The following is a 24459-nucleotide window of genomic DNA, read 5'->3' as shown; positions in this document are numbered from 1 at the left end:
GGTACTGGTGCAGCACCAATCGTTGCTCAAGTTGCTAAAGAGATGGGTATTTTGACTGTTGGTGTTATTAGCAAGCCATTTGACTTTGAGGGCGTGAAGCGTCTGAAGGTCGCTGAAAACGGAGCTTCTGAGCTTGAGTCATATGTAGATTCATTGATCGTGGTTCTTAATGAGAAACTCTTTGAAGTGATGGGTGAAGATGCTGAGTTTGATAAGGCATTCGCATGCGCTGATGACGTATTGCATAACGCTGTTTCAGGTATCGCAGAAATTATCAATGTACAAGGTTTGATCAACGTCGACTTTGAGGATGTGAAAACAGTGATGGGCGAACAAGGCAAGGCAATGATGGGAACTGCAACAGTTTCCGGCATGGACCGCGCACGCTTAGCTGCTGAAGCTGCAGTTGCTTCACCATTACTCGAAGGTGTTGATTTGTCTGGTGCACGTGGCGTATTAGTTAATATCACTGCCAGTCGTTCATTGAAATTGTCTGAGACTCGCGAAGTCATGGCGGCGATTCGTGGCTATGCTGCAGATGATGCTACTGTGATCTTCGGTACTGTTTATGACGAGAGCTTAGGCGATGCCTTGCGTGTCACTGTTGTAGCGACTGGTTTGAATAATCCACAAGCACGCCAACATCATCAGCCAGAAGTGGTTTGGAGACAAGCTACAGGTACGCACGATGCGATGCCAACAATGGCTGACTTAAACAGCTTTGCTCCAGCAAGTACTTCAGCAGCAATGAGTAAGGTAAGTCTTGATTCGGCTTTGAGCACTAGCGCTGGGTTGGCAATGACGGGTGCAGGTAGTGCACCCTCGATGGCCGCTCAACCAGCAACTAGCGGTGTTGATTACAGCCAATATGATTTGCCGAGAGTTTTTCGCCCTAATCGTGAGGCGACTTCTGCGCCGACTTTAGGGGCTGATAGCTCACCACAGGCAAAAACCATGTTGGATAAAGGGGCTGATTACTACGAAATCCCAGCTTTTTTACGTAAGCAAGCAGACTAAACCACTGCTCAATACAATAGATTGTGCAGAATGCCAGCGCGGCGCCCCTCCGGACGACGAATCCCGCGTTAGCGTTGGCATACTCATGACAACTATTTCATTGGAGACTTTATGATCGCAGTCGGACAAAAATTACCAAACGCTACTCTTTATGAGTTTTTAGATGAAGCAAGCGAAGGTTGCGCAATTGGCCCAAACGCATTCGAGGTTGAAAAGCTTACTGCTGGCAAAAAGATTGTGATCTTTGCTTTGCCTGGCGCATTTACACCGACCTGTTCAGCAAAGCACGTTCCTAGCTATGTTGAGCATTTTGATGCAATCAAGGCAAAAGGTGTTGATGAAATTTGGTGCATCTCAGTAAATGACCCATTTGTAATGGGTGCTTGGGGACGAGATCAAAAAGTTGGTAAAAAGATCCGTATGTTAGGTGATGGTAGTGCCGAGTTCACCAAGAAACTTGGTCTCGAATTGGATTTGACTGCTCGTGGCCTAGGTGTTCGTTCAGATCGCTATGCCATGATTGTTGAAGACGGTGTAGTAACCACTTTAGATCGTGAAGCACCTGGCAAGTTTGAAGTGAGCGACGCTGCTTCAATTTTGAAGAAGCTTTAAGAAATCATTCCTGAATTTAGATAAAACCATGATGAAGCAACGCACAATCGCCACTCCGATTAAAACCGTGGGGATTGGCTTGCACTCGGGGCGCAAGGTAACTTTGTCTATCAAGCCTGCGCCGGTAAATTCAGGAATCTTATTTGTGCGTGTAGATACCCCGGAGCAATCGGTTGTACCGGCTACTGCTCTGGCGGTTTGCGATACCCGCTTGGCCTCAGTGATTCAAAAGGATGGAGTGCGTGTTTCCACGGTGGAGCATTTGCTCTCAGCTTGTGCAGGCCTAGGGCTGGATAATTTATTAATTGAGCTTGATGGCGAAGAAGTTCCCATCATGGATGGCAGTGCTGCTTCATTTTTGTTTTTAATGGAATCGGCTGGTATTGCTGAGCAAGAGGCTCCCAGACAGTTTGTAGTGATTAAAAAACTGGTAGAGGTTAAAGAGGGCGATAAGCTCGCACGCCTTGAGCCTTTCTTTGGTTTTAAGTTAGATTTCATAATCGATTTTAAGCATCCTGCAGTAGATAAGACCGGTCAGCGCTTTGCAGTCGACTTTGCAGAACACGCATATCGAAGTGAGATTGGACGTGCTCGCACTTTTGGTTTTGCTCATGAAGTTGAGGCATTGCGAGAGATGGGATTAGCGCGTGGCGGAAGTTTAGATAACGCGATCGTTCTCGATGAGCATCGCATTCTCAATAACGAAGAATTGCGTTATGAAGATGAGTTTGTTCGCCATAAAATTTTGGACGCTATTGGCGATCTCTATTTAGTTGGACACCCGATCGTAGGCTCCTATGTTGCTGAAAAATCAGGTCATGCCCTCAATAACGCGCTTTTGCGCAAGCTTTTGGAAGACCCTAGTTCTTACGAAATCAGCAGCTTTCCAGAAAATAAAGCCCCCTCAGCCTATTCCAAAGAGAGCCAACCCCTCTTTTTCTAGGATTATTTGGGCTTGCTTTGAAGAAGACGTTCAACGGCCTTACGCAAATCAGAGTCCGGCGCTAATTTCTCCAATAAAGATTCCCAAGAAGCTCTTGCTACGGCATTAAAGCCCGTTGGCTTTTGGCCAGCTTGGCGTCCCTCTTGGGGTTTAACTTCCCAAGTGGGTGGTACTGGCTTGAGGCGCACCTTAATGCTGGTGCAAATTACCCCTTTTTTTGATAACTCATTGATTAGACTGGGTAAAATTTGTTGAAGACGGGTGGCGATACTTGCCCCATTGACCAATAAAAATAGCTCATTCCGACCACTAGAACGCCATCCAGCCTCAATTTTGGGGGCTAAGTTATCTAAATCCAGCTCAAATAGAGCCGCTTTAAGGGCAATTTTGAGTTTGGCCAGATCTTCTGTTTTGGCCAAAATGCCGCCTAAGCCTTCAGAGTCGCGCAAATACTCCAACCACTCATGGGCGGCTTTCGTGCGGATAGGTTTAGGGGCAAAGTTCATATAAAAAGAGGGTGCGGGTGATAAACTCAAGGTCTTAATTTACTTCAATATCCCATGGTAATCGGTCTTCTTAAAACCCTGGTCGGCAGTCGTAACGACCGCCTCTTAAAACAGTATCGCAAAGTGGTTGCTACAGTTAGCGCTTTCGAGCCTAGCGTGCAAGCTTTGGATGATGCCGCACTGCAAGCAAAAACTGCTGAGTTCAAGTCGCGTTTGGCTGCTGGTGAGTCATTGGATGACATTGCTCCAGAGGCTTTTGCAGTAGTTCGTGAGGCGAGCTCGAGAGTGATGAAGATGCGCCATTTTGATGCGCAGATGATGGGTGGCCTTGCATTACATCAAGGCAAGATTGCTGAAATGGGAACGGGTGAAGGTAAGACCTTAACTGCTACGCTTCCTGTGTATTTAAATGCCCTAACTGGTAAGGGTGTTCACGTTATTACTGTCAATGATTACTTAGCTCAGCGCGATGCTGAATGGATGTCAACACTCTATAACTTCTTAGGTATGAAGGTTGGTGTGAATCTATCCCAGATGGATCATACGACTAAGCAAGAGGCTTATGCGGCCGATATCACCTACGGTACCAATAATGAGTTTGGTTTTGATTACCTCCGTGACAACATGGTGCAAGACTTGGGTCAGCGTGTTCAGCGTGGCCTAGCTTACGCGATTGTTGACGAGGTTGACTCTATTTTGATTGATGAGGCGCGTACCCCATTGATCATTTCTGGTCAGGCCGAGGATCACACTGATTTGTACATCAAGATTAATGCATTGCCTGCTTACTTAGAGCGTCAAATTGGCGAAGAAAAAGCAGATGGCACTGGTGTTGAAAAGCCAGGCGATTACTGGGTTGATGAAAAGTCGCAGCAAGTCTATTTAACTGAGCGCGGTCACGATAAGGCCGAAACAGTTTTAGTTGAGCTTCGCGCTTTGAATGATGGCGATTCTTTGTACGCCCCACAAAATATTACTTTGATGCATCACGTATATGCGGCATTACGTGCTCATACCTTGTACAACCGTGATCAACAGTATGTTGTTCAGAATGGTGAAGTCATTATTGTTGATGAGTTCACAGGCCGCTTAATGCAGGGTCGTCGTTGGTCTGATGGTTTGCACCAAGCTGTTGAGGCTAAAGAGGGTGTGCAGATTCAGAATGAGAATCAGACTCTAGCCACAATTACTTTCCAGAATTACTTCCGTATGTACGGCAAGTTGGCCGGTATGACTGGTACTGCTGATACTGAAGCGTATGAGTTCAAGGAAATTTATAACCTTGAAACGGTAGTGATACCACCAAACCGCATCAGTCAAAGAAAAGATCGTCAAGACCAAATCTATAAGACAGCGCGTGAGCGCTACGATGCAGTTATTAAAGATATTGAGGATTGCTTCAAGCGTGGCCAACCTGTATTGGTTGGTACAACCTCGATTGAGAACTCAGAATTAATTGCAGGTTTACTGGATAAGCGTCAGTTATCACACCAAGTATTGAATGCGAAGCAGCATGCCCGCGAAGCAGAAATCATTGCTCAGGCTGGTAGACCGAAGATGATCACCATTGCTACCAATATGGCAGGCCGTGGAACGGATATTGTTTTAGGTGGAAACGTTGGCAAGCAATCCTCTTTAATTGAGGCAGATGCCGCTCTTTCGGATGCAGAAAAATCTACCAAGATTAAGACTTTGCAGGACGAGTGGCAGAGCTTGCATGATCAAGTCTTGGCTTCCGGTGGTTTACATATTATTGGTACAGAGCGTCACGAGAGTCGTCGTATTGATAATCAGCTACGTGGACGAGCTGGCCGCCAGGGTGACCCTGGTTCTTCCCGTTTTTATCTTTCTTTAGACGATTCACTTTTACGTATTTTTGCTGGGGATCGTCTACGTGCCGTAATGGATCGCCTGAAGATGCCTGATGGCGAGCCGATTGAAGCGGGCATGGTTACTCGCTCTATTGAGTCTGCTCAGCGCAAAGTTGAAGGCCGTAACTTTGATATTCGTAAGCAGTTGTTGGAATATGACGACGTCGCCAACGATCAGCGTAAAGAAACTTATCGCCTTAGAAATGAAGTCTTGGAAAGTGCTGATGTCGGTGGTTTAATTGCCAATTTGCGTGAAGATGTCTTACGTAGCATTTGCGCTCCATACGTCCCTTTAGAGTCAATGGAAGAGCAATGGGACTTGGTTGGCCTAGAAAATGCATTAGCCAGCGATTGGGGTTTAACGGTTGACCTGAAAAATTGGGTTGAAAATGCTGAGTCTATGGACGATGAGCAAATCGTTGATCGGGTTCTAGAGGCAGCAAAAGAAACTTACGATGCAAAAGTAGAGCTTTCCGGACGCGCATCCTTTGCTGGATTTGAGCGCTCTGTTTTACTTTACAGCTTAGATACGCATTGGCGTGAACATTTGGCTGCTTTAGATCATTTGCGTCAAGGTATCCATTTGCGTGGCTATGCCCAGAAGGATCCAAAACAAGAATATCGTCGTGAAGCATTTGAGTTGTATGGTGAGCTGCTCAACGTCATCAAGAATGATGTCGTGAAAAGCATCATGACGGTGCAGATACGTAGTGCTAGCGAGTTGGATGAAGCTTCTGAGTCCATGAATGAAGATTTAGCTAAGCTATCAGATGTGCAATATCAGCATGCTGATGCAGATATTGAGGTAGCTGGTTCGACCGGCGACCGTGGTGCGGCAATTGAAATTACCCCTGCACCTATGCGCTCCGGTCCTAAAGTCGGCCGCAACGACCCTTGCACCTGCGGTAGCGGTAAGAAATATAAGAACTGCTGCGGCGCTTTGGCGTAATTAGGGTTGAGACTTTAAATAGCGATACAAAGTATTTCTGCTGATTCGTAACAATTTGGCCGCAAGACTAATGTTTCCATTAGTCTTCTCCAATGTTTTTTGAATGGCCATTCTAGAAAGTTGTTTTAGTGCTCCGGATTCAACTACACCCTCATTTTCAGGAAAATCTTTATGGTCGGGTGCCGCAGAATCCCGGGGGTGATAAGCATATGACTGACTCAAACTTGCTCTGAAGAATAAAGATTTAGAGCTATGCATTCTTAATGCATGAACCTTGGCACTATCTTTTTTAGCCCTATCGAAGAGTTGCTCTAATGAAGTGTCTAAGATTTGCTGAATCTTGACTACTCCAATATCAATCGCCTTCATTTCCAGTAGGGATAGAGCAACCCTATCAATTCCTAGAATGATCCCGCTTTCATCAACTCCTACGATTCCTTCGCCTATAGACCCCAAGCCTTCAGGACTGTTATGCACCCTTAGAATTAGGGCGTATTGAAATTCATTGGCTGAAAATAATTGCTTTTCCAGTGAGTGGACAGTTGCTTTCACTAGCCCGAGGGTATGAGGGTGGTGAGTACTTTTATCTGTGGAGATATTTAAGACTCCGCTAATCTTGCCATCAGGCTCAAAGATGGGGGCTGCGGTACAGCTTAGGAATCCATTATTTTCTAAAAAATGTTCTGAGCCATTTACGGATACTGCCATTCGATCAAATAAGGCTGTACCAATGGCATTTGTACCACGATGTTTTTCAAGCCATGACGCGCCCGTTTTTAACAGCACTCGATCAGCTTTGGAGATAAATTCAGCATCTCCGACCGAGTGCACAATAACCCCTTGGTGATCAGACAGCACAATGACGCCACCACTGCCAGACATTAAGCCATGTAGGTAGCCCATGGTGGGTTTTGCTAATGCAATTAAATCTCGGCGCTGTTCAATGCGAGTTTGGAGTATCTGGCCACTCAAGATATTGTCTGGCAACTGTCTTTGATAAGCATCTAAACCAGATTGCAAACATCTTTGCCAAGATCGATAAACCGTTAATCCTAATTGAGTCTCAAGACCATCAGCAGGCGGGTCTCCGTGAAGAAGCCAGCTTCTTCTGATGTCTCGGAGATTGGCAATTTTCATTTTGATGTTGCAGATATTTAGTTTTCTACTATATAAACAAATTTCGATTGCTGAATGAGGTAATACCCTTAATGATGGATGGGATTCTAGATTGTCACAAAAATGAACAGTCATACAGTTTTTTGATCAGGAAATACCCTTGTTTTCAATAGATTTATATGGTTTTATAAATTGCTGCGCTGCTTCTGATTGATTAAGGAATTCGCTTGAGTGAAAGTATCTCGAACGTCATTTGCAAATCAACATGAATGGCATTGATTACTTAATAGGAGAAGATTTTGATCTATGCAGCCCCCGGCGCCCAAGGCGCAAAAATTCAGTACAAAGCTAAATACGATAATTTCATTGGTGGAAAGTGGGTTGCTCCAGTCAAAGGTCAATACTTTGATGTTATTACCCCGATCAGTGGGAAGGTGTACACCCAAGCAGCTAGATCTAGTGCCGAAGATATTGATCTAGCTTTAGATGCTGCACACAAGGCCTTTGAGTCTTGGGGAAAAACATCGCCAACTGATCGCGGAAATATTCTTTTGAAAATTGCAGATCGCATTGAAGTCAATTTAGAGTTGCTTGCCTATGCTGAAACGATTGATAACGGCAAGGCCATCCGTGAAACACTTAATGCCGACATTCCACTAACAGTGGATCACTTTAGATATTTCGCAGGATGTATTCGTGCGCAAGAGGGTGCTTTGTCTCAAATTGATGACACCTTAGTTGCTTATCATTTTCATGAGCCTTTGGGTGTAGTGGGTCAAATTATTCCTTGGAACTTTCCAATTTTGATGGCCGCTTGGAAGCTTGCGCCAGCATTAGCTGCTGGTAATTGTGTAGTTTTAAAGCCGGCTGAATCTACTCCAGTGTCTATTTTGGTATTAATGGAATTGATTGCTGATCTCTTGCCTCCTGGCGTGTTAAATATTGTCAATGGCTATGGTCGTGAAGCTGGCATGCCACTCGCAACCAGTAAGCGGATTGCAAAAATTGCCTTTACTGGATCTACATCTACTGGTCGGGTAATTGCGCAAGCTGCAGCAAACAATCTGATTCCTGCAACTCTTGAGTTGGGCGGAAAGTCGCCAAACATTTTCTTTGCTGACATCATGGATAAAGATGATGGATTCTTGGATAAGGCAATTGAAGGTTTAGTTTTGTTTGCCTTCAATCAAGGAGAGGTTTGCACTTGCCCATCAAGAGCTTTGATTGAGGAGAGTATTTATGACAAGTTTATGGAAAAAGTCCTTAAGCGGGTTGCTGCAATTAAGCATGTAAATCCACTCGATACAGATAGCATGATGGGTGCGCAAGCGTCTAAAGAGCAGCTAACCAAGATTCTTTCTTATTTGGACTTGGGTAAGCAAGAAGGTGCGGAAGTGCTGATAGGTGGCTCACAAGCAAATTTAGAAGGTGATCTTGCGGGCGGCTACTATGTACAGCCAACACTGTTTAAAGGCCACAATAAGATGCGCATCTTCCAAGAGGAAATCTTTGGACCAGTCTTGGCTGTAACCACTTTTAAGGACGAAGCGGAGGCGCTGGAAATTGCCAATGACACTCTCTATGGTCTGGGTGCCGGAGTATGGTCACGCAATGGTAATGTGGCTTATCGCATGGGTCGCGCCATCAAGGCTGGCCGCGTATGGACTAATTGTTACCACGCTTATCCGGCCCATGCAGCATTTGGTGGCTATAAAGAGTCAGGTATCGGTAGGGAGACTCATAAAGTGATGCTTGATCACTACCAGCAAACCAAGAATCTATTGGTCAGCTATAGTGAGTCTAAGTTGGGCTTCTTCTGACCTGAAATGCTTTTATGTTTATTAAAGGGCGGGGAAATCCGCCCTTTTGTCTAATGTAGCTCCCCAAGGAAATTGCAATGGTAGAACGGGTAATTGCAACAGAAGCTGCACTCCAACTAATTGAGCAGCTAAAAGCCGAACATGGTCAAGTCATGTTTCACCAATCCGGGGGGTGTTGTGACAATAGTGCGGCAAATTGTTATTTACCCACGGACCTCACTATTGGCCCTTACGATATTCAATTGGGGGAGCTTGTAGGCGTGCCTTTTTATATCGGCAAGCTCCAATATGAGTACTGGAAGCATACCCAACTAATTCTGGATGTAATTGAAGGGCAGGGTGGAACTTTTTCCCTTGAGGGTTCGACGGGGAAGGCATTCCACACGCGTTCACGTCTATTTACTGACGAAGAGTGGAAATCAATTGAGTCTCAGGTATTAAGGGATTTATCTTAGATAGCCACTCCAAGTGGTTCCTTAGAGTCTCCTCTACAATTGTCGAATAATGACAGTTAACTTACCACTCCCCCAAAAAGACCAACTAAAGCCTGTTAAAGGTTTTAAGATGGGCATCGCCGAAGCTGGTATCAAAAAAGCCAATCGCAAAGATTTATTGGTGATGACTTTAATGCCTGGCTCCCAGGTTGCTGGTGTTTTTACTTTAAATCGATTCTGTGCTGCGCCGGTTCAGGTTTGTAAAGAGCATTTGGCCCTGGATGGTACTAAGGGTGAGATTCTTGCTTTGGTGGTGAATACTGGAAATGCCAATGCGGGAACTGGTGAGCAAGGCATGCAAGATGCATTAGCAACGTGCGCTGAGTTGGCTAAAGAGCTCAAGCTCAATCCAGAACAAATTTTGCCGTTTTCAACTGGCGTCATTCTTGAGCCGCTTCCAATTGCTAAATTGATTGCTGCTTTACCAAATGCAGTAGAAGATTTAGGTGAAGATCATTGGCTTGCTGCTGCAGAAGCCATCATGACAACAGATACGCAGCCTAAAGCGACATCCATCACTATGGATGCCCCGGCTGGACTTGTGACTATCACAGGTATTTGCAAGGGCGCGGGCATGATTCATCCGAATATGGCGACCATGTTGGGATTCATTGCAACGGATGCTGGATTTGCACCGGGACTACTTTCCTCTTTGACACGTGAGATTGCCGACCTTTCGTTTAATGCGATCACGATTGATGGCGATACTTCGACCAATGACTCATTCATCATCATGGCGACTGGCCAGTCATCTGTTCAGATTCAATCGACTGCTGATGCTAGCTATGGTTTGGTTCGGGCTGCATTGATTGATCTCGCGCGTAAGCTGGCTCAAATGATTGTCAGAGATGGCGAGGGCGCCACTAAATTTATTACGATTGATGTGCAAGGTGGCAAGACTGAAAAAGAATGTCGTTTAGTAGCGGAGGCAATAGCTCACTCACCTTTAGTTAAAACAGCTTTCTTTGCTAGTGATCCCAACTTAGGGCGCATTCTGGCGGCGATTGGCTATGCTGGCATTGTCGACCTCGACGTTAACCAAGTGCAGATGTGGCTTGGAGATGTGTGGGTTGCTAAGAATGGCGGCCGCAATCCTGAATATCAAGAGGCTGATGGCCAAAGAGTGATGAAGGCTCCAGAAATTATGGTCAAGATTGACTTGGGTCGTGGATCGGCACAGCAGACGATGTGGACTTGTGATTTATCACATGACTACGTTTCTATTAATGCTGATTACCGCTCATAGGAATTTGTGAAATGAATGAAAAATTAGAGCAACTCTTAAGTCATCTTGAAACATTTTTACCTAAAGCCTTGACCGAAGAGCAGTGGAAATCTTCAACTGCTTTTAGATGGCGCCGCCGCGATAGCATTTTTGGAAGTATTGGATACTTGCAGCCAGTTAAGCATGTTGCCGATATTACTTTTGAAGACCTAAAGAATATTGATCGTCAACGTGATGCGATTCGTGACAATACAAAAAACTTTATTCAAAAAATGCCTGCTAATAATATTTTGCTAACAGGCGCTCGTGGTACAGGAAAGTCCTCCCTCATTAAAGCAAGCTTGCATGAGTTTGCTAGCCAAGGCTTGCGTTTAGTTGAGGTGGAAAAAGAGCACCTGGCTGACTTAGCCGACATCACCGATTTATTGGCCGATAGACCAGAGCGTTTTATTATTTTTTGTGATGACCTCTCATTCGAAGATGGCGAATCTGGCTACAAGGCTATGAAATCTGCATTGGATGGCTCCGTATCAGCTCAAGTCGACAATATTTTGATTTACGCTACTTCGAATCGTCGCCATCTGTTGCCTGAACATATGAAAGATAATCTCAGCTACTCCCATAGTGATGATGGAGAAATTCACCCTGGTGAAGTGGTTGAGGAAAAAATTTCTCTCTCAGAACGCTTTGGTTTGTGGTTATCGTTTTATCCACCAAAACAAGATGAGTATCTAGAAATTGTTGCTCACTGGTTGCGTCATTTTGGTTTGAGCGATGCACAGATTGAAGGTGCTAGAGCTGAGGCATTGGTTTGGGCTCTGGAACGTGGCTCACGTTCTGGTCGTGTAGCTTGGCAGTTTGCTAAGCACTGGGCCGGCTCACATACTGCTTAATTGCTAGCGATTCATGAATGACTCTAATCGTCCTGTGACAGAAGTTGCTGCTGGGATCCTGCTCGATACACAAGGGCGCTATCTTCTAGGTCAGCGACCAGAAGGAAAGCCTTATGCTGGTTACTGGGAGGTGCCGGGCGGCAAGATTGAAGCTGGTGAATCGGTATTCGCAGCACTTAAGCGTGAATTGCAGGAAGAGCTCGGAATTGATATTGAGTCCAGCGAAGAGTTGGTTGTCTTGGATTATGACTACCCACATGCTTATGTTCGTTTACATGTCAGCATTGTTCGAAAATGGACTGGAGTACCTAAGGGCTGCGAGGGGCAAGAGCTATCTTGGCAATTGATTGGTAATTCACCTCCAACTGTAGAGCCTTTGCTGCCTGCTGCCTGGCCAATGCTGGAGAAGCTAAAACTACTAAAGGCCTAGAGCTGGCAGAGAGTGAGTCTAAAAGGCACATCCGCATTCATGATCTGCGGTTTTTTATCTTGATCAATCTTCAAAAAGCGGATTGAGAGTAGATATTTATTAGCGCTGATTTCTGAGAAGAGACTGTCATCTTCTACGGCGATGCGCATCAATTGATATACCTTGCCTGATGGCGCTTGTTGATAAGATCCTTGATGTGCAACAACATCCTTAGCTTCGCCAGATTGACGAAGTAGTCTCAAGAAAATTTGACAAGCCTCATGCCACGGAAAAAGTGGAGCAACATATTTTTCTAATAACTCTCGACGCTGAGTTGAGGAAGTATTTTTCCAGGCATAGTAGCTCGGTAAATCAATCGGACTTGTTCCACCGGGAATATTTAATCGAGTCCGAATAGCATTGAGCCACTCACTCTCAGTAATCGCAGAATTAGGCTTGCCCATCGATTGATTAATGTTCAGTGCGGCTTTATCAATTTCGGATAGAGTTTGTGTCAGCGCTGCTTGATCAACTTTTTGGGAAGACTTTAAACCGTTCAAGGCATATTTTTGACGTTCAAATTCTTTGAGTAGCAGTGATTTGATATCGCCTCGAGAACCAATATCACCGAGGTCAAATAACATCGCAATTGCATTGTGGTGAAGCTCGGGATCATCGGATCGAAGGAAGTGATTGAAGCGGGCGAACAAGTACTCTAGCCGAAGCATGCTTCGAACTAGTTCATTGAAAGGGTATTCGTAGACAATCACAAGCCTATATTCTATGACGAACTTAGGGGTTCTTCTTAAATTTTGAGCAATTGTTGGTGCAGACTCAGAACCTCTGATTGGAGGTCATCCAGACTGCCTTGATTTTCAATAACGGCGTTAGCTGCCGCTAGACGAACCATCCGGCTTGTTTGTGCTTTGAGGATATTTCCTACATCTAAGCGGGTCATATTGTTGCGGTGCATCACTCTTTGGATTTGGGTCTCCTCTGGACAATCAACAACTACAAGATAGTCAACCAGCTTTACCCAATACCCAGACTCAATTAGAAGGGGGACTACAAAAACAAGGTAGGGAGCTCCAGACTTGGCTAACTCAAAGGCTTGTTTGGTAGTTTCTTGCTGAATCAAGGGGTGGGTTATTTTCTCCAAAGCTTGACGAGCATTGGAGTCTCCAAAGACTAGGGCTCGCATTTTGGCTCGATTCAGTGCGCCTTCGGAATTGATAAAGTCTGCCCCAAATGCTCTAGCAATCAGCGGGATGGCATTCCCGCCAGGGGCGGTGATTTGATGGGATATCAAATCCGTATCAATAATCCCAACTCCAAGCTCACCCAGTAAGTTGCTAACTGCTGTCTTGCCAGACCCAATGCCACCAGTTAAGCCAATTAAAGGAATTTTCCCCTTTAAGGCTTTTAAAGCAGCTTGGGTAGGATCAGGGTTGGAATGAGTTGAGGCCATAACAGCTCAATGATGCCAGCAATAGCTAAAAAGGGCCCAAAAGGGAAAGCTTGTTGAAGTTGATGGCCACGCCATTGAAGCCAGATAATGCCGCCGATCATTCCTGTGGTGGAGGCAATTAGCAGGATGCTGGGTAGAGTGCCCCAGCCTAACCAGGCGCCTAAAGCTGCCAAGAGTTTTGCATCACCCATGCCAATGCCGTTGCGGTTTTTCAGAAGACGGTAACCGGTATTTAATGTCCAAATCGATACATAGCCTAGAAAAGCCCCGACGCAAGCGGAGCTTGTGGTGGTCAGGCGCAGATCTGAGATTGCGTTAAAAGCAATGCCCAAAAAAATTAAGGGGAATGTTATTGCATTCGGTAGGCGAAATGTTTGCCAATCAATATAGGCTAAATAAAGCAAAGCCAGTATCAATAGAGATTTCAATATCCAGATGCTTATCGTGGGATCCACTAAACGATTTGTCCTAAATTAAAGATGGGTAGATATAGGATTATGACCAAACTGCCAATAATGGCGCCAACAAAAAGAATGAGCGCTGGCTCCAAGCTTTGACTGAGTGTATTGAGTTGGCTACTTAATTGTGCCCCCAATGTAGCGGCACGCTTATTTAGCATCTCAGCTAATGCGCCACTTTCGGCGCCGATATGTAGTAGTAGCAATGTCTCTACATCAAGAAGTCGCGACTTGGGATCTGCTCTTTTGAGTGATTCCCCCAAAGGCCAGCCACGAGTGAGGTGTTTAAATATCTCAGCGCTAAAGTCGTGGCTCACCCAGTGATTTGAAGATTGCGCGGTGACTCTCAGGGCATCCGGAAGTGGTAAGCCAGTTTCCAGTAAATGCCCTAAGGTTCGACACCAATGACTCAGTGTTGCCAGTCTAAAGAGATTGCCAAATAAGGGTGCGCGCAACAAGAGGGCGTCACAATACTTTTGGATTGAGCTAGATTTGATCCAGGCGCACCCAAAGCCTGCGGCCATCACGATCGTGCCTAGCAATATCTCTAGAAAGTAATTTTGGATGCCGGTGGAGAGGGAGATGAGAATTCTGGTTAGCGTCGGTAACTCTGCCTGAAAGTGCCCAAAGACCTCTTTAAATACCGGTACAACCCAAATCATCATCACAAGTACCAATAGGATGGAGGTGGCTAAAGTAACTGCAGGATAAGTCAGTGACTGCTGTACTTTTCTTCTCAGTTCAATCTGGGCTTCCAGTTGCCGTGAAATTGTACGAAGCGCTAAGCTGAGATCACCCGTTCTCTCGCTGACTCTGATGAGGTTGGAAAACTCTGGGGAAAATTTTCCGTCTTGGGCACTTAGGCAAAAAGAAAAACTATTACCCTTCTGAAGTAGGTCGCGAATATCTGCTAACCAAGCCTGCCAGGATTTTGGTGCAGATTGAATTAATAGCTGTATGGCATTTAGCAAAGGAAGTCCAGCCTGAAGTAGCGCCAGCATCTGCTCGGCAAAATGGAGTTGCTCAGACTTGCTAAGCTTTCTGTTTAACAGCATCTGGACTAATGCCAAGTGCCAAGTTCGGAATCTAGTGACATCTGATCTATTAAGCCGGACTTCAGCAATTGAATTCCTGCTGAGTAGATATCAAGAGCCTCAATTGATTGAAATAACTGTTTACCTCCCAAAACCTCATGGACACCAATGCGACCAAAATAGCCCGATCCCTTGCAAAGATTGCAGTGTGTCTTTCGTGTAATTGAATTGCATTGCTTGCAGCGCTTTCGAATTAATCTTTGAGAGCTGACACAGCGAAGACAGGATTCAATCGATTCTTGATCTATACCGAGGCTTTTGAGTCGACCTAAAGCGCCAATAGCGTTGCGCGTATGAAGCGTACTTAAAACTAAATGACCTGTCTGAGCTGCTTGAATAGCAAGCTGCGCACTTGCGGGATCACGTATTTCACCAATCATGATGACATCCGGATCTTGGCGTAGAAGGGCGCGAATAATAGTTGGAAAGTCCAACCCCGCTTTTGGGTGGTAAGCCACTTGATTGACTCCAGGAAGTCGGATTTCAATAGGATCCTCAACAGAGCAAATATTGCGTTGTACTTGGTTCAGTGCGCTTAAGCAGCTATATAAGGTGCGCGTCTTCCCGCTTCCAGTGGGCCCCGTTACTAGAATCAATCCATTGGTTTGGCCAATAGCATCTTGGACTATTTTAAGTTGCTCCGGCAGTAAGCCAATCTGATCTAGTGCCAACTCCTCTAGGCGGCTAGGCAAGATACGAACGACAGCTTTCTCACAGTGTAAGGTAGGAAGAATAGATACTCGGCAATCAATATTGGGACGGCTAAAGTCATGGCCAATCACAAGGCGCCCATCTTGGGGTAAACGCTTTTCGGCAATATCGAGACGTGCCAATATTTTGATGCGCGTAATTAATCGCTCATGTAAATCAATGGGGTATTGATTTTGTAAGGTGAGGAGGCCATCTACTCTTATGCGTACTATAGTTTCTTGAGATCTCGCCTCAATATGAATATCCGTTGCCCGATTGTTTAATGCATCAACAGCGATGTCATGCCAGGTCCGGATAATGTGAGAGTCATGCAGTAGGTCGCTCAATCTTGATTTGTCTGAGCAAGAGGTTGGTATAGCTTCACTGTTTTTACCCCGTGCTCATCAAACTGAACAATTTCCATCACTACGCCAGCAATCCGAATGCTGACATCGTAATCAGGGATCGCTTCAAGTTTTTCTAGGATGAGGCCATTAAGGGTGCGCGGACCATCGAGCGGGAGATCTAATTTCAGAAGGCGGTTTAAATCTCGTAATGATGCGGTACCGCTAGCAAGATAAGTTCTATCAGCCAACCAATGAGGATCATTGGAAAGATTCGAAAATGAGGTGGTGAACTCGCCGATAAGCTCTTCAACAATATCTTCAAAGGTGACTAGGCCAAGTACTTCGCCATACTCATTGACCACTAAACTCAAGCGCTGTTGATTATCTTGGAAAAATTGCATCTGCTGCAGAACAGGTGTCCCGCTGGGAATGAAATAAGGCTCATTTAGCAAGGATCTGAAGTCTTCATGGTGAAGCTCTGCATTTCCTAGCAATGAGAGCGCTTTTTTTACAGAAAGAATGCCCACGATGCGCTCAGAGTCGCCGTCACATACTGGCAGCTTATTGTGATAGCAGGTTTCTAGTTGCTCAATCACTTCATCAATCGGACGAGAAAGATCTAATGCTTCAATCTTGGAACGGGGCGTCATCACATCATCAACCAAGATATTTTCAAGATTAAAAAGATTGAGCAGAATATTGCGATGATGGGCAGAAACAAAGCGATTGGATTCCAGAACTAGGCTGCGTAATTCTTCTTTACTCATTACCCTGGCATCAGTCGAGGCTTGTAATCCAGAGGCTTTCATTAAACCCGATACAAAGCTATTAATGAACCAGAGTAGTGGCTTGAGAATAAAAGTCAGCGGGAGAATGAACCAGCCTACATTACTAGCAATTTTTTCTGGAAAGGCTGTGCCAATCACTTTTGGCGTGATCTCGCTAAAAATAATGATGAGTAGCGCAACCACTAATGTGGCAAGTGATAACACCAGTCCGCTATCGCCAAAAATATGTAAAGCAATGCCGGTCACTAGTATTGGCAGGATGGTGTTGATGAGATTATTAGAAATCAGTAGTACTGAAAGCAGTGAATCAATTCGCTTCAGCAATCTCTCAGCAAGTGCAGCTCCAGTATTCCCACCATGAGCCATTGCCCGTAGGCGATGGCGATTCGAGGAGAGCATGCTGGTTTCTGCCATCGAAAAGAAGCCCGATAGTGCGAGTAAAAATAGGACTAATGCGACTTGGCCAATAAAGGGCCAATCATCAAAAAAAGTGTCCATCAATGATGCCTGCAAAGAATAAGGAGCAACCAATATAGCAAAGTGCTACTCAATATAGCAAAGTGCTACTTCACTAGCTATAGCTGCATTGGAATCTTATGCGAATTTATTCCGGAATGTATGTCAGAATCTTCGGCATGGCCACTTCTGCATCCACTGAGTATTGCGTGATACCCGCCCCTTTTGGGTGTCTAGGGGTGCAAACAGAGTTGGTAGATGGTAGTTTGATGATCTCAAAAATCGATTATTTGCCTCCAGGTATCGCGTTAATCTCCCCGAGAAATGCCCTGGCTAAAGCATTTTCAAAACAGTGCATTCAGTATTTCAAAGATGCTTCATCCATCTTTGGTGTTCCACTAAAGCCTGCTGGAACGGCTCATCAACAAAAAGTATGGAGTGCCATCCTAGGTGTTGGAGTGGGAGAGACAAGCACCTATGGTGAGATCGCAAAAAAGATTAAAAGTGGACCCCGGGCAGTCGGGACTGCTTGCGGTGCAAATCCTTATCCATTGGTCACCCCTTGCCATAGGGTGGTGTCTGCACAAGGTCTTGGGGGTTTTATGAAGGAAGATGCTCCGGGTTTTTATCGCCAGGTCAAAGTTTGGCTCTTAAAGCATGAGGGCGTGCTTTAAGTATTCTCTGTAGATAGTTTTCTGAGTTGACTGGATGCAGCATAAAAGAATGATTTCATTAGAAACCCATTGCTAGCTGTGATCTTTGTGAATGCATAAAATATCCAAACGGTATTCCTGGATAACTTCACCTCAGATTTGTTACTAAATTCTCTTCTAGTAGCAATTTTCTCAAGGGTCATGACTGCGAGACCGAAGGCTAGAAAACAGAAGCGCCTCATGCCCACTTCATTTTGCGGAATCAAAAGAATGTAGCGCATCGAGTCTTGCAGTTTTGCGTAGGCAATCTGGAGGAGTGCCGTTTGAGTCATGGCTGCTGGTTTCCAAGAAACGCCACGTGCACGATCCTCTGGTGAGTCCTTTAGGATATTAGTCATTTGCAGAGCCTGACCAAAATCGATTGCAAGTTGCTCATACCCTTCAATCTGCTTTGCAAATCCGGAAGAGTAGTTGCTAAAGACGGTTGTCAGTAGTTCTCCTACGACGCCAGCCACCACATAGCAGTACTCCTCAAGCTCTGCGAGGTCTTTTAGTCCCTCCTGAGTTTGTCGGCCATGGAAATGGGACATACCATCGGACATAATTGAAATGCAGCGACTAATCGCTGACTGATCTTTATCGGGAAAGGTGTGCAGAATGCGAAGGACGGTTGGGGTATGCGCGATTAAGTCGAGCTCATCAACATTGGAGTAGTTCTTAAGAGCCTCTAAGCAGGAGCTCACAAATGCCTCCACAGGAGTAGATCCCAGAACTGCCTCTAAAAATAATTTAGATAAATCCTGCTTCTCTGTTGGGCTAAGTTCAGCAGCATCCTCAATTGTGTCAACGATCCGACACAGTAAATAGGTATTGCCGACTACTACCTCAATCGCTGGAGGGAGCAAGGGGATGGTGAGCGCAAAAGTACGCGATACAGAACCTAAAATCGCCTTTTGATAGGCAAGATCGCTGTTGGGGTTCTCTTTTGGGTATATGGGGGAATTCACCCATGAATTATGTCAGACCAGCGTACCTAAATTTAGCCCTGATTGATTAAATGACATAAGTGACAAGGCCATATAATTTGACCAAATTCTTGAAGGAGAAATTGGGCGATGTTGATTTGGTTTGTCATCATCTATTGGGTGGTATCTGTAGGCATCGGTCTTTGGGCTGCACTACGGGTCAAAAACACAGCTGACTTTGCCGCAGCAGGCCATAGCCTTCCTTTGCCTATCGTTACCGCTACCGTCTTTGCTACCTGGTTTGGCTCCGAAGCGGTGCTAGGTATCCCAGCTACCTTTCTAAAAGAGGGGCTGGGCGGGATTGTTTCTGATCCATTTGGATCTTCCCTATGCCTGATATTAGTCGGACTCTTCTTTGCTCGTCATCTCTACAACCGCCGCATGCTCACCATCGGCGATTTCTTCAGAGAAAAATATGGTCGCACCGTAGAGGTTTTGGTAACGCTCTGTATTGTGGTTTCCTATTTAGGGTGGGTGGCTGCTCAGATTAAAGCCTTGGGACTTGTTTTTAATGTTGTGTCTGAAGGCAGCATCACACAAACGGCCGGTATGTTAATTGGCGCTGGTAGCGTTCTGATTTATACACTTTTTGGTGGCATGTGGTCGGTGGCAATTACCGACTTCATCCAGATGATCATCATTGTGGTGGGCATGCTTTATATCGGCGGCGAGATAACGGCTCAAACTGGGGGTGTTGGTGTAGTTTTTGAATATGCTGCAGCTGCTGGCCAGTTTTCCAACTTCTGGCCCGATATGAATCTCGCCTCTATCCTTGGCTTTACAGCCGCTTTATGCACGATGATGTTAGGTTCTATTCCGCAGCAAGATGTGTTTCAGCGGATCACATCTTCTAAGAATGTGAACATTGCAGTGCAAGCTGCTTTGCTGGGCGGAGTACTGTATTTTGTCTTTGCATTTGTTCCGCTGTATTTGGCTTATTCTGCAACCATCATTAGTCCAGATCTAGTGAAGCAGTATTTATATACAGATCCACAAATGATTTTGCCAAAGCTGATTTTGAATCATGCCCCACTGATTGCGCAGGTGATGTTTTTTGGTGCCTTACTATCGGCTATCAAGAGTTGTGCCAGCGCTACATTGCTCGCGCCATCCGTTACCTTTGCTGAAAATATTGTAAGAGGATTTTTTAAACCCCTATCTGATCAAGACTTGTTGAAGGTCATGCGAATTACTGTGCTCTGCTTCACCCTAGTGGTCACTTTTTTTGCTATCAACTCCAATCTATCCATTTTTAAGATGGTTGAGAATGCCTACAAAGTGACTTTGGTTGCAGCTTTTGTACCACTGGCTTTTGGGGTGTACTGGTCTAGGGCACATTCCTTAGGTGGATTGTTATCAGTAGTGTGCGGTCTCGTTGTTTGGATTAGCTGTGAAGTGCTTGCACCTGAGGCTATTCTCCCCCCTCAATTAGCAGGTCTTTTAGCCAGCATTGCCGGCATGCTTTTGGGCGGATTAGTGCCCAGAGCTAGATTGATCGCAAGTTGACCAAAATTGCTTAAATATTAGGCACAATATTTTGTTGCACCGCAAAATGTTCTCATCTAATATGACACTAATTCAAAATTTTTTATCTTTATGGAGTTCTTATGAAAATCTGTGTGATCGGTGGAGGGGGCGCAATTGGCGGTTACCTTGCTGTTATGTTGGCACGAGCTGGCAATGACGTTACAGTTGTAGCGCGTGGCGCTACATTGGCCGCAATTAGAGAGCGTGGCCTTGCATTAATTATGGATGACCAGCCTGAGCCTTTAGTGGCACAGGTGAAAGCGGTTGAAAAAATTCGGGATGCAGAAACACCTGATGTAGTGATTTTGGCGGTGAAGGCGCATCAGGTTGAGCCGATCATCGACGATCTCGCCGCAATCATGGGACCAGAAACCATTTTGATTCCAATGCAAAACGGAATTCCTTGGTGGTACTTCCAGAAGTTGGGTGGTGACTATCAAGATCATTCAGTTGAAACGGTTGATGCTGGTGGTGTTGCTAAGAATACAATCAATCCAAACAATATTATTGGTTGCGTAGTCTATCCAGCTACCTTTACTCAGGCTCCCGGCGTGATTCGTCACGTTGAAGGCAATCGCTTCCCATTGGGTGAGTTGGATGGCCAGCAGACTGAGCGTATTCAGAAGATGTCTGAAATGATGTCAGCTGCTGGATTTAAGTCACCAATCCTAGAAGATATTCGTTCCGAGATTTGGTTGAAGTTGTGGGGCAATATGACCTTCAATCCAATCAGCTCTCTGACTCACGGAACATTGGAAGGTATTTGCCAATATCCACTTACTAAAGAGTTGGCTCGCAGCATGATGGCTGAAGCACAAACGATTGCCGAGAAGTTGGGTGTGACTTTCCGTGTCGATATTGAGCGTCGTATTGCTGGTGCTGAAAAAGTGGGTAAACATAAAACATCGATGCTGCAAGACTTGGAAGCGGGTCGTAGCTTAGAGATCGATGCTCTATTGGGTTCCGTAATTGAGCTTGGCAAGATTACTGAAACACCAACGCCTTGCCTCAACACAGTCTTTGCGTTAACAAAGTATCTTGATGAAAATGTTCAGACCTCTAAAGGAAGTTTAGCATTGCCATCTGTTTCTGGTTACTAAGAGTCTACGGCAATAAGTAGATCTGATAGCTGAAGTTATGGAGCATTAAAAAACCCTCACCACTGAACATGGTGAGGGTTTTTCTTTTGCGGTTTTGGTTTTAGATCAACGGCCTTGATGACTTATTCGAAGCGATTTTCTAGGTGCCCAACGCCATCAATAATGATGCTGACATTGCTTCCGGGCTTCATGGAGCCAACACCAACAGAGGTGCCGCAGGCAATGATGTCGCCAGCCTGCAGTGGTATGTCTTGTGAGATCAAGCTGACCAATTTTGCTGGTGGGAAAATCATGTCAGCGATGGGATAGTTCTGACGCTCTTGATCATTCAAGATCGTTTTAATTGTTAGCTTGCTTGGATCTACATCGGTGGTGATGTAAGGGCCGAAGACGCCAAAGGTGTTGAAACTCTTAGAGCGTGTCCATTGAGCGTAGCCAGGATCGCGATTCAAAATCTCAATTGCAGTGACATCATTAATGCAGGTATAACCAAAAACAGCATTGGCTGCTTGAGTCTCATCTACTTCATGACAAGCTTTGCCGATGACAATGCCGAGTTCGCCTTCATAAACGACTTTTCCAGAATAAGACTTTGGAGTGCGAATGACTTGATTAGCTGCCAAGAAAGAATTGTTACCTTTCAGAAAATACAAAGGCTCCGCTGGCACCGCATGTTCAAGTTTTGTGACTAGTGCATGAAAGTTGTCCACCATAGCAACCATTTTCGATGGGGTGCATGGGATGTCGATAGTGACATCAGATAGCATTAGGCTCTCGCCGGTGGCTTGGGGGTTATTAAATAAATCACCGGTGTACACGGCAATTTGATTGCCCTGTAATTGTCCTAAGCCGGATTTGCCTTGATGTTGAAATCTGAGCCATTGAGCCATAATGAATCCTCCTGATAGTTAATATTTGATAAGCAATATCTTACAGGGATGGATTGATGACTAAGAATTCTGAATTGCTATTTGTACCTGAATTGGATCAGCCGGTTCGCTATATTGAGCGGACCCGTAATTACTATCTAGGCTTGGGATATGAGATGCCCTATGTGTGGGCGCACTATATTCAGGTACCTTTTGCTTCACTGCAAAAACCTCTAAATCAGTCGGTCTTAGGTTTAGTCACCACTGCAGTACCCTTTGATGCCAGCAAAGGCCCCCAAGGACCTGGCGCCCCCTATAACGCTGCAGCTAAGTTTTACGACCCCTATGCTCTCTCGATTAACGGGAATGCAGACTTGCGTATTGCCCATGTAGGTGTTGATAGGCGCAACGCTAATATGCAGGACAGTAATTGTTGGTTTCCATTGGACGCAGCAAAACGGGCTGTTGCAAAGGGACGCATTCAATCCTTATCTAAACATTTTTACGGGCTGCCAACCAATCGTAGTCAACGCCATACTCTGGAGATTGATGCGCCTTTAATCCTGAGCAAGATGCGCGCAGATCGCGTTGATGTAGCAGTGCTGATTCCGAATTGCCCAATCTGCCACCAAAGTCAAAGTTTATTGGCGCGTTATTTAGAGGCTGCAGGTATTCCCACAGTCATCATGGGTGCAGCGAAAGATATTGTGGAATATTGCGGTGTCCCTCGTTTGCTCTTTAGCGACTTTCCGCTGGGCAACGCTGCTGCACTCCCTAATAATGCACAATCTCAAGACTCTAATTTTGAATTGGCTTTACGTTTGCTTGAGGGTGCGCCGGGACCGCGCACAACGGTACAATCCCCTTTGGCATGGGCCTCCGACCCCACTTGGAAGCTAGACTATTCGAATCTTGAGCGACTTACTGCTGAAGAAATTTCGCGTTTGCGTGCTGAGGCAGAAAAAGCGCGCATCACGGCACGCGATATCAGGGTAAAAAGCGTTGGCGCTTAAGTCTGTCTAGACAGAGAGTATTTGCACAAGGCATGTAGTGCTGTTGTTGCCTCATTCTGAGGAAAGTCGTTGAGGCATTCTAGAGCAAGATCGACTTCTCGCTTCGCGGCAGCTTGGGTGTAATCCAGAGCGCCAGAATTTTGAACTGCACTCAGAATCTGTTGGAAGACATCATCTGGCAAGTCTTGATTTTGTTCGATTGCTGCTCGAACTAGTAGGCGCTCTTCATTGCTACCATTTTCAAGAAGATAAATAAGTGGAAGCGTAGGCTTTCCTTCTCTCAAATCATCGCCTGCATTTTTCCCCATTTGAGATGCATCTGCGGTGTAATCCAGAAGATCATCCATTAATTGGAAGGCCGTACCAATATGGCGCCCAAAAGCGCCAGACTGCTCTCTTTTTTCGGCATCAGCACCGGCCAAAATCGCCCCAAGCTCTGTGGATGCTTCAAATAACTTAGCGGTTTTATAGCGGATCACCCGCAAATAGCTCTCTTCATCGACTTCTGGATCATTCATATTGAGGAGCTGTAAAACTTCGCCCTCAGCAATCGTATTGGTTGCGTCAGACAGGATTTCCATTACCCGCAGATCATTGGGTCCCACCATCATCTGAAAGGCCCTGGAATACAGAAAATCGCCTACCAGCACGCTTGCAGCATTGCCAAAAGCAGCATTGGCAGTCTCGCGACCCCTTCTGAGGGTGGATTCATCAACAACATCATCGTGGAGCAGGGTGGCTGTGTGGATAAATTCCACTACTGCTGCCAGCTCTAGGGCATGGGGGGTTTCTTTGCCGTTGGCTAAGGCCTTGGTAACTAGCAGTAAAAGGGCTGGTCGAACCCGTTTTCCACCCGCCTGGATGATGTAAGTAGAGATTTGGTCAATTAAGGCGACTTTTGAGGCTAATCGTAGGCGAATAACTTCATCTAAGGCCTTGAAATCTAAGGCAATTGGGGCCAAAATTTGGCTTAATTCATTGGTTTTGACAGTGCTCGTCATGCAAGATATAATAATCGGCTTAGCTCATCCAGGGTGGATTAGCTTAAATGTAGATATTAATTGAGGTTTCAAACCATGTACGCGGTCATAAAAACCGGTGGCAAACAGTATAAAG

Annotated in this window: 24 protein-coding genes; 13 read left to right on the top strand and 11 right to left on the bottom strand. The window is 45.4% G+C overall.

What is annotated here, in order from left to right; all coding sequences use genetic code 11:
• From B7X71_RS04520 to lpxC, 3 genes are all read left to right on the top strand, one after another.
• A partial coding sequence (locus B7X71_RS04520; protein ID WP_293600251.1) for a cell division protein FtsZ occupies positions 1-1017 on the top strand: 1017 nt, incomplete at its 5' end.
• 111 nt (positions 1018-1128) lie between these two features.
• Complete coding sequence (locus tag B7X71_RS04515) at positions 1129-1629, top strand: peroxiredoxin (RefSeq protein ID WP_215376659.1); 501 nt, start codon at positions 1129-1131, stop codon at positions 1627-1629.
• A 28-nt stretch (positions 1630-1657) separates the two neighbouring features.
• Entirely contained in the window at positions 1658-2572 is a 915-nt protein-coding gene (gene lpxC / locus B7X71_RS04510) for a UDP-3-O-acyl-N-acetylglucosamine deacetylase (protein ID WP_293597209.1), read from the top strand.
• Positions 2573-2574: 2 nt separating this feature from the next.
• On the opposite strand, the gene B7X71_RS04505 is transcribed toward lpxC, so the two are convergent.
• A complete protein-coding gene (locus B7X71_RS04505) occupies positions 2575-3108 on the bottom strand; it encodes a hypothetical protein (protein ID WP_293597210.1) in 534 nt (177 codons plus the stop codon).
• A gap of 24 nt (positions 3109-3132) precedes the next feature.
• Here B7X71_RS04505 and secA point away from each other — a divergent pair, with 24 nt between their 5' ends.
• The gene (secA, locus tag B7X71_RS04500; protein ID WP_293597211.1) at positions 3133-5898 is read left to right on the top strand and encodes a preprotein translocase subunit SecA; all 2766 of its coding nucleotides are present in this window, start codon (positions 3133-3135) and stop codon (positions 5896-5898) included.
• On the opposite strand, the gene B7X71_RS04495 is transcribed toward secA, so the two are convergent.
• Complete coding sequence (locus B7X71_RS04495) at positions 5899-7035, bottom strand: helix-turn-helix domain-containing protein (RefSeq protein WP_293597212.1); 1137 nt, start codon at positions 7033-7035, stop codon at positions 5899-5901.
• Between the two features lie 278 nt (positions 7036-7313).
• Between B7X71_RS04495 and B7X71_RS04490 the strand changes: the two genes are divergently transcribed.
• From B7X71_RS04490 to B7X71_RS04470, 5 genes are all read left to right on the top strand, one after another.
• Complete coding sequence (locus tag B7X71_RS04490; RefSeq protein ID WP_293597213.1) at positions 7314-8834, top strand: aldehyde dehydrogenase family protein; 1521 nt, start codon at positions 7314-7316, stop codon at positions 8832-8834.
• Between the two features lie 77 nt (positions 8835-8911).
• Positions 8912-9289, top strand: a complete 378-nt coding sequence (locus tag B7X71_RS04485) for a DUF779 domain-containing protein (RefSeq protein ID WP_293597214.1) — start codon at positions 8912-8914, stop codon at positions 9287-9289.
• Positions 9290-9338: 49 nt separating this feature from the next.
• The gene (gene argJ, locus B7X71_RS04480; RefSeq protein ID WP_293597215.1) at positions 9339-10574 is read left to right on the top strand and encodes a bifunctional glutamate N-acetyltransferase/amino-acid acetyltransferase ArgJ; all 1236 of its coding nucleotides are present in this window, start codon (positions 9339-9341) and stop codon (positions 10572-10574) included.
• A gap of 11 nt (positions 10575-10585) precedes the next feature.
• Positions 10586-11446, top strand: a complete 861-nt coding sequence (locus B7X71_RS04475; protein WP_293597216.1) for an ATP-binding protein — start codon at positions 10586-10588, stop codon at positions 11444-11446.
• Between the two features lie 13 nt (positions 11447-11459).
• Positions 11460-11876: an NUDIX domain-containing protein gene (locus tag B7X71_RS04470; protein ID WP_293597217.1), complete on the top strand. Its 417-nt coding sequence runs from the start codon at positions 11460-11462 to the stop codon at positions 11874-11876.
• On the opposite strand, the gene zapD is transcribed toward B7X71_RS04470, so the two are convergent.
• Genes zapD through B7X71_RS04440 form a run of 6 tightly spaced genes read right to left on the bottom strand, consistent with a single transcriptional unit; the run spans position 11873 to position 17198 of the window.
• Complete coding sequence (gene zapD, locus B7X71_RS04465; protein ID WP_293597218.1) at positions 11873-12625, bottom strand: cell division protein ZapD; 753 nt, start codon at positions 12623-12625, stop codon at positions 11873-11875. The genes B7X71_RS04470 and zapD overlap by 4 nt on opposite strands.
• A gap of 35 nt (positions 12626-12660) precedes the next feature.
• Positions 12661-13260, bottom strand: a complete 600-nt coding sequence (gene coaE / locus B7X71_RS04460) for a dephospho-CoA kinase (protein ID WP_293597229.1) — start codon at positions 13258-13260, stop codon at positions 12661-12663.
• A gap of 17 nt (positions 13261-13277) precedes the next feature.
• Positions 13278-13778, bottom strand: a complete 501-nt coding sequence (locus B7X71_RS04455) for an A24 family peptidase (RefSeq protein ID WP_293597219.1) — start codon at positions 13776-13778, stop codon at positions 13278-13280.
• Complete coding sequence (locus B7X71_RS04450) at positions 13778-14836, bottom strand: type II secretion system F family protein (RefSeq protein WP_293597220.1); 1059 nt, start codon at positions 14834-14836, stop codon at positions 13778-13780. Before B7X71_RS04450 ends, B7X71_RS04455 begins: the two co-directional genes overlap by 1 nt.
• A 5-nt stretch (positions 14837-14841) precedes the next feature.
• Entirely contained in the window at positions 14842-15912 is a 1071-nt protein-coding gene (locus tag B7X71_RS04445) for a GspE/PulE family protein (protein ID WP_293597221.1), read from the bottom strand.
• On the bottom strand, positions 15909-17198 hold the full coding sequence (locus B7X71_RS04440; RefSeq protein ID WP_293597222.1) for a CNNM domain-containing protein: 1290 nt from the start codon (positions 17196-17198) through the stop codon (positions 15909-15911). The genes B7X71_RS04445 and B7X71_RS04440 overlap by 4 nt, the downstream gene beginning before the upstream one ends.
• 137 nt (positions 17199-17335) lie before the next feature.
• Here B7X71_RS04440 and B7X71_RS04435 point away from each other — a divergent pair, with 137 nt between their 5' ends.
• On the top strand, positions 17336-17830 hold the full coding sequence (locus tag B7X71_RS04435) for a methylated-DNA--[protein]-cysteine S-methyltransferase (protein ID WP_293597230.1): 495 nt from the start codon (positions 17336-17338) through the stop codon (positions 17828-17830).
• On the opposite strand, the gene B7X71_RS04430 is transcribed toward B7X71_RS04435, so the two are convergent.
• The gene (locus B7X71_RS04430) at positions 17827-18816 is read right to left on the bottom strand and encodes a squalene/phytoene synthase family protein (protein WP_293597223.1); all 990 of its coding nucleotides are present in this window, start codon (positions 18814-18816) and stop codon (positions 17827-17829) included. The two genes, B7X71_RS04435 and B7X71_RS04430, sit on opposite strands and share 4 nt — an antisense overlap.
• A gap of 108 nt (positions 18817-18924) precedes the next feature.
• Between B7X71_RS04430 and B7X71_RS04425 the strand changes: the two genes are divergently transcribed.
• The gene (locus B7X71_RS04425) at positions 18925-20340 is read left to right on the top strand and encodes a sodium:solute symporter family protein (RefSeq protein ID WP_293597224.1); all 1416 of its coding nucleotides are present in this window, start codon (positions 18925-18927) and stop codon (positions 20338-20340) included.
• A gap of 101 nt (positions 20341-20441) precedes the next feature.
• Positions 20442-21461 carry a 2-dehydropantoate 2-reductase gene (locus B7X71_RS04420; protein WP_293597225.1) on the top strand — a complete coding sequence of 340 codons (1020 nt, stop codon included), beginning with the start codon at positions 20442-20444 and terminating at the stop codon, positions 21459-21461.
• Positions 21462-21583: 122 nt separating this feature from the next.
• Here the strand turns inward: B7X71_RS04420 and B7X71_RS04415 are convergent, their stop codons facing one another.
• A complete protein-coding gene (locus B7X71_RS04415; RefSeq protein WP_293597226.1) occupies positions 21584-22351 on the bottom strand; it encodes a fumarylacetoacetate hydrolase family protein in 768 nt (255 codons plus the stop codon).
• 56 nt (positions 22352-22407) lie between these two features.
• On the opposite strand from B7X71_RS04415, the gene B7X71_RS04410 reads away from it, so the two are divergent.
• Positions 22408-23343 carry a glycine/sarcosine/betaine reductase selenoprotein B family protein gene (locus B7X71_RS04410; protein WP_293597227.1) on the top strand — a complete coding sequence of 312 codons (936 nt, stop codon included), beginning with the start codon at positions 22408-22410 and terminating at the stop codon, positions 23341-23343.
• On the opposite strand, the gene B7X71_RS04405 is transcribed toward B7X71_RS04410, so the two are convergent.
• Complete coding sequence (locus B7X71_RS04405; RefSeq protein ID WP_293597228.1) at positions 23340-24344, bottom strand: polyprenyl synthetase family protein; 1005 nt, start codon at positions 24342-24344, stop codon at positions 23340-23342. The genes B7X71_RS04410 and B7X71_RS04405 overlap by 4 nt on opposite strands.
• Positions 24345-24459 lie beyond the last annotated feature (115 nt).

It is taken from the genome of Polynucleobacter sp. 39-46-10 (assembly GCF_002282275.1).
This window is presented reverse-complemented; position numbering and strand designations above follow the sequence as displayed.

Bases quoted from the DNA above. Each gene is read 5' to 3' on its own strand.
- B7X71_RS04440 (WP_293597222.1), bottom strand. From the start codon at position 17,198: ATGGACACTTTTTTTGATGATTGGCCCTTTATTGGCCAAGTCGCATTA.
- B7X71_RS04415 (WP_293597226.1), bottom strand. From the start codon at position 22,351: ATGGCTCAATGGCTCAGATTTCAACATCAAGGCAAATCCGGCTTAGGA.
- B7X71_RS04495 (WP_293597212.1), bottom strand. From the start codon at position 7,035: ATGAAAATTGCCAATCTCCGAGACATCAGAAGAAGCTGGCTTCTTCAC.
- B7X71_RS04485 (WP_293597214.1), top strand. From the start codon at position 8,912: ATGGTAGAACGGGTAATTGCAACAGAAGCTGCACTCCAACTAATTGAG.
- B7X71_RS04450 (WP_293597220.1), bottom strand. From the start codon at position 14,836: ATGCTGTTAAACAGAAAGCTTAGCAAGTCTGAGCAACTCCATTTTGCC.
- B7X71_RS04420 (WP_293597225.1), top strand. From the start codon at position 20,442: ATGAAAATCTGTGTGATCGGTGGAGGGGGCGCAATTGGCGGTTACCTT.
- B7X71_RS04470 (WP_293597217.1), top strand. From the start codon at position 11,460: ATGAATGACTCTAATCGTCCTGTGACAGAAGTTGCTGCTGGGATCCTG.
- B7X71_RS04475 (WP_293597216.1), top strand. From the start codon at position 10,586: ATGAATGAAAAATTAGAGCAACTCTTAAGTCATCTTGAAACATTTTTA.
- B7X71_RS04425 (WP_293597224.1), top strand. From the start codon at position 18,925: ATGTTGATTTGGTTTGTCATCATCTATTGGGTGGTATCTGTAGGCATC.
- B7X71_RS04410 (WP_293597227.1), top strand. From the start codon at position 22,408: ATGACTAAGAATTCTGAATTGCTATTTGTACCTGAATTGGATCAGCCG.
- B7X71_RS04435 (WP_293597230.1), top strand. From the start codon at position 17,336: ATGGCCACTTCTGCATCCACTGAGTATTGCGTGATACCCGCCCCTTTT.
- lpxC (WP_293597209.1), top strand. From the start codon at position 1,658: ATGATGAAGCAACGCACAATCGCCACTCCGATTAAAACCGTGGGGATT.
- B7X71_RS04515 (WP_215376659.1), top strand. From the start codon at position 1,129: ATGATCGCAGTCGGACAAAAATTACCAAACGCTACTCTTTATGAGTTT.
- secA (WP_293597211.1), top strand. From the start codon at position 3,133: ATGGTAATCGGTCTTCTTAAAACCCTGGTCGGCAGTCGTAACGACCGC.
- B7X71_RS04405 (WP_293597228.1), bottom strand. From the start codon at position 24,344: ATGACGAGCACTGTCAAAACCAATGAATTAAGCCAAATTTTGGCCCCA.
- argJ (WP_293597215.1), top strand. From the start codon at position 9,339: ATGACAGTTAACTTACCACTCCCCCAAAAAGACCAACTAAAGCCTGTT.